This window comes from Antrihabitans stalagmiti (assembly GCF_016482825.1).
Classification (GTDB): Bacteria; Actinomycetota; Actinomycetes; order Mycobacteriales; family Mycobacteriaceae; genus Antrihabitans; species Antrihabitans stalagmiti.
The window spans coordinates 85964-102928 of the sequence record NZ_JAEMNV010000012.1 but is presented as its reverse complement, the minus strand read 5'-3'; the positions used below and the strand labels follow the sequence as shown (position 1 = coordinate 102928).

14 protein-coding genes are annotated in these 16965 nt (G+C 61.1%); 5 read left to right on the top strand and 9 right to left on the bottom strand.

Translation table 11 applies throughout. From position 1 onward, the window contains the following. Positions 1-19 precede the first annotated feature (19 nt). On the top strand, positions 20-343 hold the full coding sequence (gene trxA, locus JGU71_RS27145) for a thioredoxin (protein WP_199708217.1): 324 nt from the start codon (positions 20-22) through the stop codon (positions 341-343). A 126-nt stretch (positions 344-469) separates the two neighbouring features. Then, positions 470-1669 carry an N-acetylmuramoyl-L-alanine amidase gene (locus tag JGU71_RS27140; protein WP_199708216.1) on the top strand — a complete coding sequence of 400 codons (1200 nt, stop codon included), beginning with the start codon at positions 470-472 and terminating at the stop codon, positions 1667-1669. 34 nt (positions 1670-1703) lie between these two features. Here the strand turns inward: JGU71_RS27140 and JGU71_RS27135 are convergent, their stop codons facing one another. The 9 genes from JGU71_RS27135 to rpmH form a co-directional block, all read right to left on the bottom strand. Next, positions 1704-2429, bottom strand: coding sequence for a GNAT family N-acetyltransferase (locus JGU71_RS27135; protein WP_199708215.1), 726 nt, complete (start codon positions 2427-2429; stop codon positions 1704-1706). 194 nt (positions 2430-2623) lie between these two features. Further along, on the bottom strand, positions 2624-3643 hold the full coding sequence (locus tag JGU71_RS27130) for a ParB/RepB/Spo0J family partition protein (RefSeq protein WP_199708214.1): 1020 nt from the start codon (positions 3641-3643) through the stop codon (positions 2624-2626). Continuing rightward, positions 3640-4635 (bottom strand): ParA family protein, encoded by a 996-nt coding sequence (locus JGU71_RS27125; RefSeq protein WP_199708213.1) that lies wholly within the window; start codon positions 4633-4635, stop codon positions 3640-3642. Before JGU71_RS27125 ends, JGU71_RS27130 begins: the two co-directional genes overlap by 4 nt. 3931 nt (positions 4636-8566) lie before the next feature. Continuing rightward, positions 8567-9238 carry a 16S rRNA (guanine(527)-N(7))-methyltransferase RsmG gene (gene rsmG, locus JGU71_RS27120; protein ID WP_199708211.1) on the bottom strand — a complete coding sequence of 224 codons (672 nt, stop codon included), beginning with the start codon at positions 9236-9238 and terminating at the stop codon, positions 8567-8569. A gap of 103 nt (positions 9239-9341) precedes the next feature. Further along, entirely contained in the window at positions 9342-9908 is a 567-nt protein-coding gene (locus tag JGU71_RS27115) for a Jag family protein (protein WP_199708210.1), read from the bottom strand. Between the two features lie 50 nt (positions 9909-9958). Further along, the gene (yidC, locus tag JGU71_RS27110; protein WP_199708209.1) at positions 9959-11098 is read right to left on the bottom strand and encodes a membrane protein insertase YidC; all 1140 of its coding nucleotides are present in this window, start codon (positions 11096-11098) and stop codon (positions 9959-9961) included. A 4-nt stretch (positions 11099-11102) separates the two neighbouring features. After that, positions 11103-11438 (bottom strand): membrane protein insertion efficiency factor YidD, encoded by a 336-nt coding sequence (gene yidD / locus JGU71_RS27105; RefSeq protein ID WP_199708208.1) that lies wholly within the window; start codon positions 11436-11438, stop codon positions 11103-11105. After that, positions 11435-11839 carry a ribonuclease P protein component gene (gene rnpA / locus JGU71_RS27100; RefSeq protein WP_199708207.1) on the bottom strand — a complete coding sequence of 135 codons (405 nt, stop codon included), beginning with the start codon at positions 11837-11839 and terminating at the stop codon, positions 11435-11437. The genes yidD and rnpA overlap by 4 nt, the downstream gene beginning before the upstream one ends. 27 nt (positions 11840-11866) lie before the next feature. Then, positions 11867-12010, bottom strand: coding sequence for a 50S ribosomal protein L34 (gene rpmH, locus JGU71_RS27095; protein WP_199708206.1), 144 nt, complete (start codon positions 12008-12010; stop codon positions 11867-11869). A 501-nt stretch (positions 12011-12511) separates the two neighbouring features. Here rpmH and dnaA point away from each other — a divergent pair. From dnaA to recF, 3 genes are all read left to right on the top strand, one after another. Then, positions 12512-14104 (top strand): chromosomal replication initiator protein DnaA, encoded by a 1593-nt coding sequence (dnaA, locus tag JGU71_RS27090; RefSeq protein ID WP_199708205.1) that lies wholly within the window; start codon positions 12512-12514, stop codon positions 14102-14104. Between the two features lie 500 nt (positions 14105-14604). After that, complete coding sequence (gene dnaN / locus JGU71_RS27085) at positions 14605-15789, top strand: DNA polymerase III subunit beta (RefSeq protein WP_199708204.1); 1185 nt, start codon at positions 14605-14607, stop codon at positions 15787-15789. Between the two features lie 3 nt (positions 15790-15792). Next, complete coding sequence (recF, locus tag JGU71_RS27080) at positions 15793-16965, top strand: DNA replication/repair protein RecF (RefSeq protein WP_199708203.1); 1173 nt, start codon at positions 15793-15795, stop codon at positions 16963-16965.

Sequence of the window (16965 nt, the reverse complement as noted above, 5' to 3'; positions counted from 1 at the left end):
CAACACACCAGGAGCAACCATGTCCAACATCATCAACGTCACCGACGCATCGTTCGCTGACGATGTCCTCACCAGCGAGAAGCCGGTTCTCGTCGACTTCTGGGCAACCTGGTGCGGCCCGTGCCGCATGGTTGCGCCCGTGCTCGAGGAGATTTCGAAAGAGCACGGCGACAAGCTCACCATCGCCAAGCTCGACATCGACGCCAACCCGGGTACGCAGCGCGACTACCAGGTGATGTCGATCCCGACGCTCATCCTCTTCCAGGGTGGCAAGCCAGCGAAGCAGATCGTCGGCGCCAAAGGCAAGGCTGCTCTCCTGCGCGAGCTGTCCGACGTCATCTGAGACCGACTCGCCGCCAGGCGGAATTGCCCTCGTGTGCCCGTGGCTGCGCAGCTTCTGAGACAATCGACCGATGTGTGCGCGCGGTTTCGCGCGCACACCGGCCGATAACAGGAAGGCGCTGACGCAATGCATCGACTCAGTCACGGCGATCATGGCGCTGCCGTAGCAGAGGTACGAGGCACGTTGGTCCGTCTCGGCTATCTGCACGACAACGGCGAAACAATCGATCCGGACGACGGCGAAGACACCTACTGGATCGCGCCCGATGTGGCGTTCGACCAGGCATTGGACAGCGCCGTACGGGCGTTTCAGCAGCAACGTGGCCTGCTTGTGGACGGCGTTGTAGGTCCAGCGACGTATAGGTCGCTCAAAGAGGCGTCCTACAGCCTGGGCGCGCGGACGATGTTCTACCAATTGTCCGCACCCCTCTACGGTGACGACGTCGCAACCCTGCAGCGCCGATTGCAGGACCTCGGCTTCTACGTCGACCGCGTCGACGGCTACTTCGGTCCGCAGACCCACGAGGGCTTGAGTTCGTTCCAACGAGAGATCGGTCTCGCGTCGGACGGAATCTGCGGTCCGGACACACTGCGTTCGCTCGAGCTGCTTGGCGCTCGCGTCACAGGTGGCAATCCGCACCGCATCAGTGAAGAGGAACTCGTCCACCGGTCGGGTCCGCAGCTCACGGGGAAGCGAATCGTCATCGATCCCGGTCTCGGTGGCCCGGACAAGGGGCGAACCGTTTGGACCGAGTTCGGCGACATGTTCGAATCCGAAATTCTCTGGGACCTCGCAAGCAGGCTGGAGGGTCGGATGGCGGCCACCGGCATGGAGACGTTCCTGTCGCGGCCGCATCACACCAATCCGACCGATGTCGAACGCGCTGAGACATCCAACTCGTTCGACGCCGACCTGATGATCTCGTTGCGCTGCGCGTCGAACGGCAGCCCGTCCGCGAACGGCGTTGCGAGCTTCCATTTCGGCAATTCGCACGGTTCCACGTCGATGATCGGCCAGGTTCTTTCCGGATTCATTCAACGTGAGGTCGTTGCTCGAACCTCGCTGCAGGACTGCAGAGTTCACGGTCGGACGTGGGATCTGTTGCGCCTCACCAAGATGCCGACCGTGCAGGTCGATATCGGTTATCTCACAAACCAATACGACGCTGCCGTGCTCACGAATCCACGATTCCGTGACGTCATCGCAGAGGCGATCCTGATTGCCGTCAAACGTCTTTACCTGCTCGGCCAAGACGATCAGCCAACCGGCACTTACACATTCGCCGAACTGCTGGCGGAAGAGTTGGCTTCGGCCGACCGCGGCTGATCATCGGCTTTCGTCTCACCTGGGACGAAATCCGCTATCTGGCACCGGCCTTCGTTCGGTAGCCAAAATCCGGAACCGTAATCTGCGCGGCGGCCAGCAACTGCTCGAGGGCGTACTCGACGTCGGCCTTCCAACCATGGTCGCGGTCCAATTCGAGCCTCAGTCGAGGGAATCGATGATGAGGCGCAACGACTTCGAATCCGACGCTTTCCAAAAAGTCCGCGGGAATCATGCAGGTCGTCGGCGAGCAGTCGAGTGCCGCTGTGGCGGTCGGTGTTGCGTCGGCTGCCGCAGAATCGGGATCGTTCTCTTCGTCGGTCTTGACTATGCCGAAGGATTCAAGAGCACGAACACCTCGGCGGACAAGATCGGCGACGACTGCCTGTACGAGACTGCTAGCCAGCGCGTCGTCGTTGGCGACGTCTTCCCGGCCAGCTCCGCGCTCGAGGCGCAGTGTGGTCAATAGGACGGCGTCCGCGCTGACGGGTGAGGTCGGGAACAGCGTCGCGCGGGGAACAGCGCTCGGCGGCGAGTAGAGCGCACAACCTGCCGGGAATCCGTCGACTGTCGCGACCTGTCCGCAGGAGCCCCACTCGAGGAGCACCGACGACAGCCAAGCTTCCTTCTCGAATACCGGATCCGTGAATTCTTTGGATGTCGCTGCCACTGCTGGATCGAGTTCCCAGAACACACATCGTCGAGAGTGGGTCGGGAGGGTGTCGAGGCGGTCGAGGGTGAGGGCGGTGACGCTGGTCGACACGCTCGCTCAGCCTCCATACCCACCGAATGTGATCGGCTCGAGAAATCCAGCACCGCGAATTCGGCACTGGCCACTGCTAAGGATAGGCGATGCGAACCGCCTGTCAGGTGAGAGTTACGGCTCCAAAGGGCCGTTTCGACGACCTGTCACTGTGACGTATCGACCGCGTATGGCCGGAACCCCCTCGAAATGGGCTAAATTGCCCCTTCTTTCTCCATCAATCCGACGATGCGTTGAAGGTCGTCGACCGATCCAAATTCGACGACAATCTTGCCTTTTCGCTTGCCGAGGCTGACGGTGACGCGCGTGTCGAAGGACTCGGACAGTCGCTCGGCCACATCCTGCAGTCCTGGCATCTGAATCGGCTTGCGTCGGGCAGCGGGTTGCAGCGCAGTTGCGTCCTCCCGGTTGGCCAACGTGACAGCTTCCTCGGTCGCGCGAACCGACAGTCCCTCGGCGACGATGCGCGCTGCGAGGACCTCCTGCGCGTCCGCTCCGGCTTCGAGAGCGAGGAGAGCACGCGCGTGACCCGCCGACAGAACACCGGCAGCGACGCGACGCTGCACTGGAATCGGAAGCTTCAGCAGCCGGATCATGTTGGTGATGACGGGACGCGATCGGCCGAGCTTGTTCGCGAGTTCCTCATGAGTCACCTCGAACTCTTCGAGCAGCTGTTGATACGCGGCTGCTTCTTCGAGGGGATTCAACTGAACGCGGTGGATATTCTCGAGCAACGCGTCGCGGAGCATCGACTCGTCCGCGGTCTCCCGAACGATTGCCGGAATCGCCTCCAGGCCCGCGAGCTGACTTGCTCGCCAACGGCGCTCGCCCATGACGAGCTCGTAGCTCTTCGGGCTTGTCCGTCGAACGACGATCGGCTGCATAAGCCCGAACTCACGGATCGAATGGACGAGCTCGGTGAGCGCTTCCTCTTCGAAGACCTGGCGCGGCTGCTTCGGATTCGGCTTGATCTGACCGGGTGGAATCTCGCGGTATACGGCGCCAGCCGGAGCCAGTTCAGCCTCGTCCGCGGCTTCCGCACGTGCCTTCGTTTCGTTCGCACCGGCCAGCTTCAACGCGGCGCTCGATCGCTCGACGCCGATGATGACGTCGGCAGCTGCACTGCCGAGACCGGGTCCACCGCCGGTCGGTCCGGTTGGAATCAGAGCTGCAAGGCCGCGGCCGAGACCACCCTTGTTGCGTGCCTGACTCATCGCTCCACGCTCCCAACTACGCCGGCGGAGCGAGAAGCAAGTTCACGCCCTGCATCCAGATAACTCATTGCACCCCTCGAACCCGGGTCGTAGTCGAGCACGGTCATCCCGTAGCCAGGGGCCTCGGAGACCTTGACGCTGCGCGGGATCACCGCGCGAAGAACAGCTTCTCCGAAGTGGTTGCGAACCTCGTCCGCGACCTGATCCGCGAGCTTCGTTCGACCGTCGTACATCGTGAGAATTACGGTCGATACGTGCAGTGAGGGATTCAGATGTGCCTGCACAAGTTGGATGTTTCGAAGCAACTGTCCGACACCTTCCAGCGCGTAGTACTCGCACTGGATAGGAATCAGGACTTCCTTGGCTGCGACCATTGCATTAACGGTCAGCAGTCCGAGGGACGGCGGGCAGTCGATCAGCACGAAGTCGATCTCGAATTCCTCGAGTGCGGCATCGCTCAGTGCCGTCTTCAATCGACCTTCACGCGCAACCATCGACACCAGTTCGATCTCGGCGCCGGCAAGGTCGATCGTGGCCGGAATGCAAAGCAGACGCGGGCTGTGCGGGCTCGTCTGAATGGCTTCCTTCGCCGTTGTCTCGCCGAGCAGCAGTTCGTAGCTGGACGCAATTCCGGAGCGGTGATCGACCCCGAGGGCCGTACTGGCATTACCCTGCGGGTCCAGGTCGACGACGAGAACTGTCAGCCCTTGCAGTGCTAGCGCGGATGCGAGATTCACTGCAGTCGTCGTCTTGCCAACGCCACCCTTCTGGTTCGCAACCGTGATCACGCGGCGTTCTTTCAGCTTCGGAAGTGCTACAGACTCCGGGTGCAGGACTTGGCTTGCACGTTGCGCAGCAGCGCCTATCGGGGTGTCGGTGAGGGAGATGCCGGGGTACGCGGCAGCGAAATCAGGATCGACCTTCCCGTGACGTCCGGCCTCCAACAGTGGTTCTGTGGACGTTTCACGTGAAACGTTGGTACCACCTGGCATTAGCTCTCCTTAACCCTTACAGCGAATCGAAAAGTCTATGACTTCAACAGGAGTCGCCCCCCAGAAATGATCGGCTCGTCGCAGCGATCGTGCTTCACCGAGCGGCTCTGGTCGGCGTCAGCTCCACCGTCATACGCGATGAACCCAAGCTTGCCAGCACCCGCTCCGATAAGGAAGTCGGGCGCGGCCAAACCAACCGAGACACGCAGCCGACACGCCGAAACGTGATTTGTCGAATAGAAGTTGCCTCACTAGCCCGACCAGACGAAGAAACTTGTGTTCGCCCGCCGGGTGATTGTGGTCTGCAGAGACATGCTGGCCGTCGGATCGGAGAGGCCCGTTCAGCCGTACTAGATGTCCGAACCTATCGACAACGGGCGACATCGGATCGCCTATCGCCGTCACTCGAATTCCTGTGGCACCGATCCAGATTCAGAAGGCGGGTCATCGAGTCGGGCGGTAGGTGGTCCGTCGATCCGCGCCTGGACTCCCGGCCGATTCGGCTGCACTTGTCAATCGCTCGGGTGCGGCGATGTCACCGGGTTCCTTTGCCGAGAAGGCCTAGCCCCAAGCGATCGGACGCCCATGTTTCACGTGGAACGGTCGACAGGGCGGGATGTGCGGTATTTGTTTTTGGAGTAGACGACGCGGCAACTGATCGGGAATCACCGCCACCGTCGCAGCTCGTCCCCGAGCGTTCCACGTGAAACATTGCGGACATCTCCGAATGCACTGGGGACGCTGTCGCACGGTACGGCCAATCCGATTCCCGGTCGCGAATCCTTCCGGAACGCTGGCCTACATTTGCAGTCCACCGCTCGTCGCAATACGTCCTCAGATAGATCGAATCCGTCTCCAATACGACGAACCGACATCGACGGATTACGACGTTCAGACCTACCAGTGGGACGTGACTGCACGGACACGGTCACCCGCCCTCGCGACTCATACCTAGTTGTGGTCGACGGTCTTTTATCCACCACGACTTCCCACCGCCGTTCCAGCAGAACGCTCCCGATCGCGCAGACGACCACGAACTCACTCGCGGTACATCTGACGCAAAGTCACGTTTGGTCGGTTCAAACCATGCTCCCAAAAATCGACGTCATGCTTGTGCATCCGAGTTTTGGCCCGCGCAGTCGGACTCGAACGGCCACGTGAACTGCCATCCAACGAGTCGTCCCTGGCAATAACACTCCAGTACCGGCAGTAGTGAGCTACACAAACACTCGGTCGAGGGAATAGGACACGATGGCTGGCTCAGTGACCTCGACCGCATGTTTCACGTGGAACCTCAGCTGGTGGCGCACCCACACCGACAGGTTGTGAGAGCTGGGCCGACTCCGCGACCATCTCCTTCTCAGGGACGACAGACGATCTCAGCGACGGGCGCGACGTAAGGGACATGCGGATGCGCCCGTTGTTCGGCCACCCCCTAATGAACGGAATGCGTGCAGCCGATCATCGGCGGTCGAGAATCCACCCAACACCTCTCCGCGCCTTCGCTCTCTTCCGGGTAGCCGGGGTCGGCCCACCGAGCAAGCCATAGCCGTGCCACCGACTACATGACTTGGAAGGCCTGAAGATCTCAACAGATCGAACAACCACGGTTCGCACACGGTTGCTCTGCCTACCGTCAGGACTGATCCACTCTCGGGCCGCGCAACTCGCCTGACTGGATCCAATTGTGGCGAGGGAACACCACGATCTATCGGCCGCCGAGCGATGAGATCTACGGGCGTCGCAGACCCTCACTGCGCGAAATCCACTCCGCCCGCTCTGTGTGGCCAATTGCAAGTCCACCACCCCTCACTCGACAAAGCGTCAGGCGAGGCCCCGGTGCACGATCGTCGACCGATCCGCAATGCGCGCGTAGACCTGGACGCCCCGGTGTTCGGTCGGTCGTTCGGATCGTCGGGTTGGGTTCCGGGTTGTCGATGTCCCCGCAGCACCATTCCTCGGTCGCGGGCGCGCATGCCGTAACCCTGTAGGCACAGTCGACACCGGCGTGAAGGAGTTCGGCAGTTGCGCAGTCCTCCGCCGAAGCGATTCTTCGGTGGCGTGCTGCACGTCGTCGAGGGCGCGACGCTAGCAGGAGAGGTCCGACCGGACTTCGCCTTCACGCCCCTGGGCGGGACTCTCGTGGCTTCACGCACGAAGTGCATCTCGGCGACAACTACGACGAACCAAGATCGGGTAGGACATGCATTGTCACGAAGCCTTCGATGAACCGTGTCAGGATTCCGCTCGAATCCAAACCGAGCTGCCTGTAGTCGAGCAACCATCCATGCAGGGGCATCGACAAGGATGAGCCGGTCGGTCACAACCGGCATCTCCGATCGACTGTGAGCGATCCGCGACAGTCACCGGTCTTGGCAGGCGACGATCCGCTCGCCGCAACCTGAGTACTTGCCAGACCCACCTAACCGTCATGTTCCAGCTTTGGAGGGACTGGCGGCGGGTCGTCCGACGGTTATGGATGCCGCGGCTCACACATCGCTTCTCCGCAATCTCCTGGGGCTACCAATCACTCAGAGCAATCGCCATGTTTCACGTGGAACGTCGGAGGACCACCGACCCGATCGATGACCGCGATCAAACGATCACGCCGCCGGAGCCGGGGGACGGGTAGGCCGGCCGATGATGACACGCGACCGGTACGCCTGCCGATGATGTCGCGAGCATCCACTCATGATCGGATCCTCGACGTGAGAGTAGAGGGGCTCTCGAACGCCACCCACCGAACCGGACACCGCGTGCGCACAACCGCACTCTCGATCAGCTCGTACATCAAACTAGTTCCAGCAACCGCTAGCCGTGACACAGTCACATTCATCCCAGCTGCAGCGCAGGCATCGACACTGTCGGCAGGTTGTCACCGACAACACGATGAATGAACCGAAAGCCGCGGCTACATCGGTGTCCAGGTCTACGTTGCTCCAAGACGACACCATGAGCACAGCAAGCCACGTAACGCCCGGCGTAGAAGCAGGGAACCGACGGCAGCGCTTCCCTCCACGCAAGCCCATCTGTGCACCGCTCACTCCTGTATCCCAATTGCAGCAGTGAGACCCGGCGTCGCCCACGCTACGAAACTTGTTCGCCGAGCTCTACGTGTCACAAGCCCTTGACGGGCAACTCCACGCGACATGCACTACGAAGGCAATCCACTGCATCTTCACCTTGGCGATGAACGGTGTATCGAACAGCGACGCTTCCGGTCATCAACGCGCTGCTGCTGGTTGTTGGAAATGGTCGATGTACGAGCTGACCGAGATCGCAACGTCCGCATGCAAAGTGTCCTATTCGGGAAGCGACCGGTAGCCCCAGATTTCGCTCGTTTCGTATTCGAGTCAGCGGACCCGAGCAGTCGAGCCGAACCTCACGGCGCAAGGGGGTAAGACACAGCGCCCGGCGTCTTAATCGCGGGGAATCGACAACCCGGTCCCCTCTGATTTTCGGGGAAGCAGCGATCCATCAACTCCGTCCTACCCGCGACTCGTAGGGGAGTGTTGTGCAGATGGCGAATCCTCCAGAACTGTTCTCCGCCCCTGACTGCTCCGGAGAGCTACCTAGTCGAACAGGTTGTGTTCCACGTGAAACAACTCCCGCCGACCACTAATAACATCGAAGTAATTTCTGGCCGAGACAAGACGGACCGTACGACCAAGAAGTCAGAATTTCTCGTCGATGTGGGCGCACACCTGACCAACAGGTCCGAGGAGTCACGTGACACGAGGCGCGAAAGGATCCGTCGCCGCTCGTTCTCCCGAAGCGGTCCTCGAATCGGGGGTTCTGTCACTGCGTGTAAATCGGCTCGACCGCATCTAAACCACTCGCGCAACAAGAAGACGGAACCACACTCACGGCTCTACCTCCGGTGCGATCAACTCGAGAACACACCACTCCTGCGCCCGTGACGACGACGCCCCTACTTGTGCCGCTTCGCGATTCTTACCGCGCGCACAACGATCGTCGGTGTTTCGAGGAACGTCGATCCGCACTCGACGACGTCGACGGCACCGGCGCCGAGTCGGGTGAGCGCAGCGCGATCCCGTGTGATCTCCTCAGCCGCGCTGGACCCCTTCATCGCGAGCATGCGTCCATTCTCGTGAACGAGGGGGAGTGACCACTTGGACAGCTTCTCGAGCGGAGCAACTGCGCGGGACGTGGCGACGTCGGCACCACCGACTTCATGCACAACGCCGGCTTGCTCTGCGCGGCCGCGGACCACGGTGATGTCGAGGCCGGCGGCTTCGACGAACTCGCCGAGGAATCGAGTGCGGCGCAGCAGAGGCTCGACCAGAGCGACCCGGAGGTCGGGCCGAGCGATCGCGAGCGGGATCCCGGGCAGCCCGGCACCGCTACCGATGTCGACTACGGATTCCCCTTCGGCAATCAGTTCTCCGATGACAGCGCAATTGAGGATGTGTCGTTCCCACAGCCTCGGCACTTCACGCGGACCGATAAGTCCGCGCTCGACACCATCGGTCGACAGAGCCTTCCAATAGGCGATTGCCAGTTCGATGCGATCACCGAAGATTCGATGTGCGGCGGGCGGAGGCTCTATCGTCTCGCTGTCATTTCGTTCCACGTGAAACATCCTCCACTGCGTCTAGCGACGGAACAACATCGATGTAATTTGCTCTCGATAACAAACAGGGCCTCCGGTCGACGACCGGAGGCCCTGCTGATTGTCTACCCACTCACTGCCGGACTACCACTACTCGCCTGGAAGGCTCGGCGCCCTCGCTCTCGCTCGAAACTCCGTCAATACCGGCAACAGCATCGTGAACGATCTTGCGCTCGAACGGCGTCATCGGACTCAACGCCTCACGTTCGCCGGACTCGAGGACCCGTTGTGCGGCGTCTCGGCCAAGTGTCGTCAGTTCCGCACGCCGACCCGCACGCCAACCTGCCACGTCGAGCATCAACCGGCTTCGCTCGCCTGTCGACTGCTGCACGGCAAGACGAGTCAACTCCTGCAGGGCGTCGAGCACCTCGCCCTTACGACCGACCAACTTCGACAGATCCTTGCCGCCGTCGATACTCACGATGGCGCGATCACCCTCGACGTCGAGATCGATGTCACCGTCGAAGTCGAGTACGTCGAGCAACTGCTCGAGGTAGTCGCCCGCGATCTCGCCTTCTTCGATCAGGTAATCGTCGGATTCAGCCGAATCCTTGCCGGGTGCGTCATCGACCTCGGTGGTGGCAACGTCGGTCACTGCAACGCTGCCCTCGTCGGTTCCGTTTCCGGAATCAGTTCCCATTGTGGTTTCCGTTTCCTCTTCTTCCCGCGTCTTTTCTGTCAGCATCCGGCTCAGCTTCGCTTTCGCTTGTTCGACCTACCACGATTGCCCGACCGCGCTCCGGAAGGCCTACGTTGCTGACTGGTACCCCTGTTGGGCCTCTTCTGAGCTTGCTTCACGGGTTGTTTCGGCTTCTGACCGGGCTTCGGTGTCGACGGAGTTTCGTCGTCCTCGATGTCGCTGTCGTCGAGTGAGGAACCCTTCGTCAGCTCGACTGCCCCACCCTTCGTCTTCATCGGTTTCGCGCCTGGCTTCGGTGCGTTCTGTGTCCGCCGCTCGAGGACCTCTTGCTTCTTGGCCTCTTCTTCTTTGTCGATCTTGCGGAACACCAGGTGCTGCTGACCATAGGTCCAGATGTTGTTGGCAACCCAGTACAGCAGGATGGCGATCGGCAGGAACACACCGAACACGAGCACACCGAGCGGGAACACCCACAGGGCCAACTTGTTCATGATCGCGGCTTGCGGGTTGGCTGCGGCTGCTTCGCTCTGCCTGGCGACCGACGCACGAGCGTTGAAGTGCGTCGCGAGGCTCGCAATGATCATCAACGGGATGGCGACGAGTGCAAGGCCCACAGTCGAGGGGAGCCCGAGGCCGAGGTTCTCGTTGACGAAGCCGATCAGCTCGGTTTCCGGTGCGGTGACCGCAGCCGAAATCGGTGCGCCGAACAGACGAGCATCAAGGAACGAGTTGACGTCTGCAACATCGAACACATAGTTGTTCAGCGTTCTGTTGGTCGCCGGATCGAGGCCGAGTTGACCCATTCCGTGACCGGTCCGGTTGAACGAACGCAGCACGTGATAGAGACCGATGAACACCGGCGCCTGCGCAAGAACAGGAAGGCAGCCCATGATCGGGTTGAAGCCGTGTTCCTTCTGCAGCTTCTGCAGTTCGAGAGCCTGACGCTGGCGGTCGCCCGCGTACTTCTTCTGCAGCGCCTTGATCTGCGGCTGCAGTTCCTGCATCTGACGTGTTGTGCGCACCTGCTTGACGAAGGGCTTGTACAGCAGCAGTCGCAACGTGAACACGAGGAACACAACCGAGAGCGCCCACGCAATTCCGTTGGCCGGCCCGAGGAACGGGATGGCCCCGAACACCTTGTGCCAGAACCACAAAATCGCGGCGACCGGGTAGTAGATGAAGTCGAGCACGGCTCTATGTACTCCTCTGTTGATTCACACTCGGCATCGAGTGGTGCTTCGTATCGGTCTTATGGTCGCGGCGGCTTTTGCGCTGCGGAACCGGGTCCCACCCACCAGGGTGCCAGGGCGCGCATTTAGCCAATCGAACGACCGTCAAAGCTAGACCCCGAAAGACACCCCATTCGCGCAGCGAGTCGACTGCGTACTCACTACAGGTTGGGGTGAATCGACAGGTCGGCATGCGAGTGGGGGACACATAGGTCCGGTACAGCTCGACGAGAAAAACGAGAGACCGAACGGGAGCGTTCCTGACGAACGCGACCGAGGTCTGCAATCGTTGCGCCATCATCGCCGAGTATTTTCGGCGGGGGACATCGAGCGCTGGCGAACTTTCGACAGCCCGGCGCGAAGTTGGCGCTCGAGATCCGCGGACGACGCAGACGCAGCGGAGGGTAATGCACGAACGACGACGTCGACACTGAGGTCGACGTCGTCGATCAAGCTGTGAAAGCTGTGCCGCAGGCGACGCGCAACACGATGACGTGTGACGGCGTTGCCGACGGTCTTGCTCACGATCAAACCCATTCGGAGTCCACCGACGCCGAGAACAGGTTCGGAGGTCGCATCATCGGCAGCACGGTTCCTGTCGAAAATGTGCACGACGAGGTCACGCCTCCCGATTCGATGGCCGCGGCGCACCGTCCGGGAGAAGTCTGCGTGGTGATGCAACCGATGTGGCTCAGGCAACACCCGAGCGTCCGAACCCGAAGGTATCGATCAGGCGGTCAGTGTGTCGCGGCCCTTACGGCGACGCGCAGAAACGATTGCGCGGCCCGCACGGGTCCGCATCCGGAGACGGAAGCCGTGAACACGCGCGCGGCGTCGGTTGTTCGGCTGGAACGTCCGCTTGCCCTTGGCCACGGTGAACACTCCTCGAAAATCGTAGGCACCCTCGTGGTGCCCAATGGGGACTTGCAAATCTGGTGGTAAAACAACTTTGGTCCAACACTGGTGACGCAACGCAAGCAACGGCCGATCCGAGGATCGTGAACCGAGCAAGCCCAGCCAGCACGAAGCGGCCACCTCACCAGCGGGTGACTGTACGAGGGTAATCGGGTCGCCCTGGTCGGGTCAAACTCGCTGCACCCAGATTCCACAGGTTCCAGACCTCGACCAGGCTTACTTAGGGTCGGCTTATCAGAAACTGTCCGAAAAAGCCCAGGTGAGGGCGATTTGTTCCGGGTCGCAGGAGATCCAAGTAACATCCCTGTGTTTCTCCACATCTGTGGATAATTGTGTGGAGACAGCACCGGGGTGGCATATTCGTATCCCTACGTGGCGCGGTTCGGGGTCGCTCCACACCGGGGTTCGGTGCAGTCGTACCCAAGCCTCATCGAATCTCCACAAGAGGAGGCACCCGTCTTGAACGACGACCAAAATGCACTCGCAGCGGTATGGCCTGACGTGGTTGCAGCGCTCAACAGTGGTTCGGACGGATCGACCACTCCTCTGACGAACGCGCACAAAGCGTGGCTCGCGCTGGTCAAACCGCTGACGCTGACCCAGGGATTCGCGTTGCTGTCCGTCCCGTCGTCTTTCGCACAAGAAGCCATCGAGCGCGACCTCCGCGAACCGATTTTGCAGTCCCTCGGACGCCATCTCGGCATTCAGGTAGAAGGTCTCGGCGTCCGTATCGCCGCAGCCGAAGCAGCGTCCGAAACACCTGAAATTGCGATGGACCCACCACCGCACCCCGGTCCGGAGCCGCGCAACCGGACTCGCTCCGGACCCGAACGGATGACCCACGACGTCGACGACGACATGTCGACGGAAACAGATTTTCGGCGACGCCGGCTCACCGGAGCGAACGGCAGTTCCGCGTTCGACGAGATCGACGACGAGCGCGAGGCGATTGCGAGCATCCAGAGTTCGTGGCCGTCCTACTTCACCAAGCCGGCCGATGCGCCGTCGTCGTCCTCGGGTACGAACAGCCTCAACTCGAAGTACACGTTCGACACCTTCGTGATCGGAGCGTCCAACCGCTTCGCGCACGCCGCGGCCGTTGCAATCGCCGAAGCTCCGGCACGGGCTTACAACCCACTGTTCGTCTGGGGTGCCTCCGGCCTCGGGAAGACGCACCTACTGCACGCGGCCGGGCAGTACGCGCAGCGATTGTTCCCTGGCATGCGCGTCAAGTACGTCTCGACCGAAGAGTTCACCAACGACTTCATCAACAGTCTCCGTGACGACCGCAAGGTTGCGTTCAAACGCCGGTACCGCGAGACCGACGTACTGCTCGTCGACGACATTCAGTTCATCGAAGGCAAGGAAGGTATCCAGGAAGAGTTCTTCCACACCTTCAACACACTCCACAACGCGAACAAGCAGATCGTTGTCTCCTCCGACCGGCCGCCGAAGCAGCTGACGACCCTCGAGGAACGTCTGCGGACGCGATTCGAGTGGGGCCTCATCACCGATGTGCAGCCACCGGAACTCGAAACCCGGATCGCGATTCTTCGTAAGAAGGCCCGCATGGATCGGCTCGATGTTCCCCACGATGTGCTCGAGCTGATCGCAAGCAGGATCGAGCGCAACATCCGCGAATTGGAGGGCGCGCTCATTCGTGTGACGGCGTTCGCGTCGCTCAACGGTCAGCCACTCGACCTGACTCTCGCCGAGATCGTCTTGCGCGATCTGATGCCCGATACGGCGACGTTGGAGATCAATGCGGCGACGATCATGGCCGTTACCGCCGAGTACTTCACGATTTCGATCGACGACCTCTGCGGGCCAGGAAAAGCCAGGCCACTGGCCCAGGCGAGGCAGATCGCGATGTATCTGTGCCGCGAGCTGACCGATCTGTCACTACCCAAGATCGGTCAGACCTTCGGCCGTGACCACACGACCGTCATGTACGCGGAAAAGAAGATCAAAAAGGAGATGACCGAGCGTCGGAAGGTATACGACCAGGTCCAGGAGCTGACGGCACGTATCAAGCAGCGTTCGAAGCGCTAGCTCCCGTCGTGGATTCACCGATGTCGGACAACTTTCGGCGGTACCCGCAACACCGGGTGCCGCCGTTTTTTGTCCTGCTTCAGGTCTCCGATTCCAACAAAATGAAACAACTCACACCTGTGGATAACTTTGTGAGTAATCCCAAATGCCTGGGGATGAACTTGGGAGAGATGTCGACAAACTCGAACCGTCCCCAACCGGTCACGTTGCTCCTCGAGCTTGTCCCGAGTCCATCCCCAGGTCGCCACGCTTGGCCACCTGCGACTTCGGGCTTGGTCCACAGATTCCACAGGACCTAATACTGTTGTTGTTCTAGTCCTCTAATTAACTCTTTAAAAACAGGTGTTGGGGACGAAGGGTCGAACGGCACCTTCGAGAGATCGTCAGCGTCGACGTTCGGCTTTCAAGTTGGAGTCGGAACGCATAGCGTGTCTGTCGGCGTCGTGTGTCAGACTTCGACGACGTTGGAACCCCAACCGACCGAGAGGAAAAGCCGGGCGATGGAGCTTGCGAGCATTAAGTTTCGAGTCGCTCGAGAAGACTTTGCCGATTCTGTCGCCTGGGTCGCCCGCAGCCTTCCTTCCCGGCCGCCGGTTCCTGTACTCGGCGGGGTGTTGCTCGCGACCTCCGAGGACGGCCTGACCGTCTCCGGGTTCGACTACGAGGTCTCCGCGCAGATGCGTATCTCGGCAGAGGTTGCCGGTCATGGCGAGGTGCTCGTGTCAGGTCGACTCCTTGCCGACATCACCAAGTCGCTGCCAGGCAAGCCTGTCGATGTGACCGTCGACGGCACCCGCGTCCTGATTGCGTGCGGCAGTGCCAAGTTCTCTCTCCCGACGATGCCTGTCGAGGACTATCCACAGCTTCCCGAACTGCCCGGCAAGACCGGCTCGTTGTCGGTCGACGCGTTCTCCGAAGCGGTCGGTCAGGTTGCCGTTGCGGCCGGTAAGGACGACACGTTGCCGATGCTGACGGGTATTCGCGTCGAGATCGAGGGCGACAAGGTTGTGCTCGCTGCGACCGACCGTTTTCGGCTCGCAGTGCGGCACGTCGATTGGGAACCCGCAAAGGCCGATGTGAAGGCTGCGGTGTTGATTCCAGCGAAGACGCTGTCGGAATCTGCGAAAACGCTTGTCGGACCATTGGATTCGCGAGTCGAACTGTCGCTCGGTGGCGGTTCGACGGTCGGTGCCGAAGGTCTGCTCGGCATCGTGACCTCGGGTCGACGGACCACGACTCGCCTGCTCGACGCCGAATTCCCGAAGTTCAGGCAGCTGCTGCCGAAGGAACACACGTCGATGGCGACTCTCGACGTCGCACCACTCATCGAGGCCATCAAGCGTGTTGCACTCGTCGCGGACCGCGGTGCTCAGGTTCGACTCGAGTTCTCCGACGAAGGATTGTTGCTTTCCGCTGGTGGGGAAGACGCCGGTCGTGCAGAGGAAGCGCTGGAGGCTGACTTCAGAGGCACTGCGCTGACCATCGCGTTCAACCCCGGCTACTTGATCGACGGTCTCGGTTCGCTGCACAGCGATCGGGTGTCGTTCGGTTTCACGACACCGAGCAGGCCTGCGGTGCTGCGTCCAGCGTCCGACGATGAGCCTGAATCGGCTGCCTCGGGTAGCTTCACGGCGCCGGAGAGCGACTACACGTATCTGTTGATGCCGGTTCGCTTGCCGGGCTGACGGGTGTACGTCAGAGCCCTGTCGTTGCACGATTTTCGGTCGTGGGACAAGGTCGGCATCGAACTACAACCAGGACGAACCGTATTTCTCGGTTCCAATGGCAATGGCAAGACGAATCTGCTCGAGGCGTTGGGTTATCTTTCGACACTGTCGTCGCACCGGGTTGCCTCCGAGGCGCCGCTGATTCGTACTGGAATGTCGAAGTCGCTGATCGGGGCGACCGTTGTCAATCTCGGGCGCGAACTGACGATCGATGTCGAACTGAATCAAGGGCTCGCCAACCGCGCGCGGATCAATAGAAGTCCAGCTCGTCGCACCCGCGAGATTCTCGGAATCCTGCGAACGGTGCTTTTCTCGCCGGAAGATCTCGCGCTTGTCCGTGGTGATCCAGGGGAGCGCCGTCGATTCCTCGACGAGTTGAGCACAACACGGTTGCCGCGTCTGGCTGCTGTGCGGTCCGACTACGACCGCGTGCTGCGGCAACGATCAGCGCTGTTGAAAACCGCTGCCCGCTCGCGTCGAGCCGACCTCGGAACGCTGGACGTCTGGGACGGTCACCTTGCAGCGCACGGCTCGATCCTGGTCGCGGAGCGGTTGAAGTTGGTCCACGAGCTGGCGCCGTATCTCATCGAGGCCTACCGGTCGATCGCGCCGGAATCGCGGCCGTCGAGTGTGCGCTACAAGAGCAGTCTCGGCGACTCGTTGCCGCCCGAGTTTCTCGATATTGCACGGGAACCTGTCCGGGACGATGCCGAGGTACTCGAAGCCGTCTTTCTGCAGGAACTGGCGACCGTGCGGTCGAAGGAGATCGAACGCGGTGTGTGTCTCGTCGGACCACATCGTGACGATCTCGAGCTGTACCTCGGCAGCGAGCCGGCGAAGGGTTTCGCCAGCCACGGTGAGTCGTGGTCGTATGCGCTGTCGTTGCGGTTGGCGTCCTACGAGTTGTTACGCGCCGATGGTTCCGATCCGGTTTTGATGCTCGACGACGTATTTGCTGAGCTGGATCGTCGACGGCGGTCGGCGCTGGCGTCGGTCGCCGCTGATGCGGAGCAGGTTCTGATCACCGCGGCTGTCGGTGACGATGTTCCGGCTGAACTGGAGGCCGACATCGTGGAAGTATCGACGGAGCAAACCGATCTCGGCAGGGTGTCGCGAGTGGTCAGTACCTCGTGA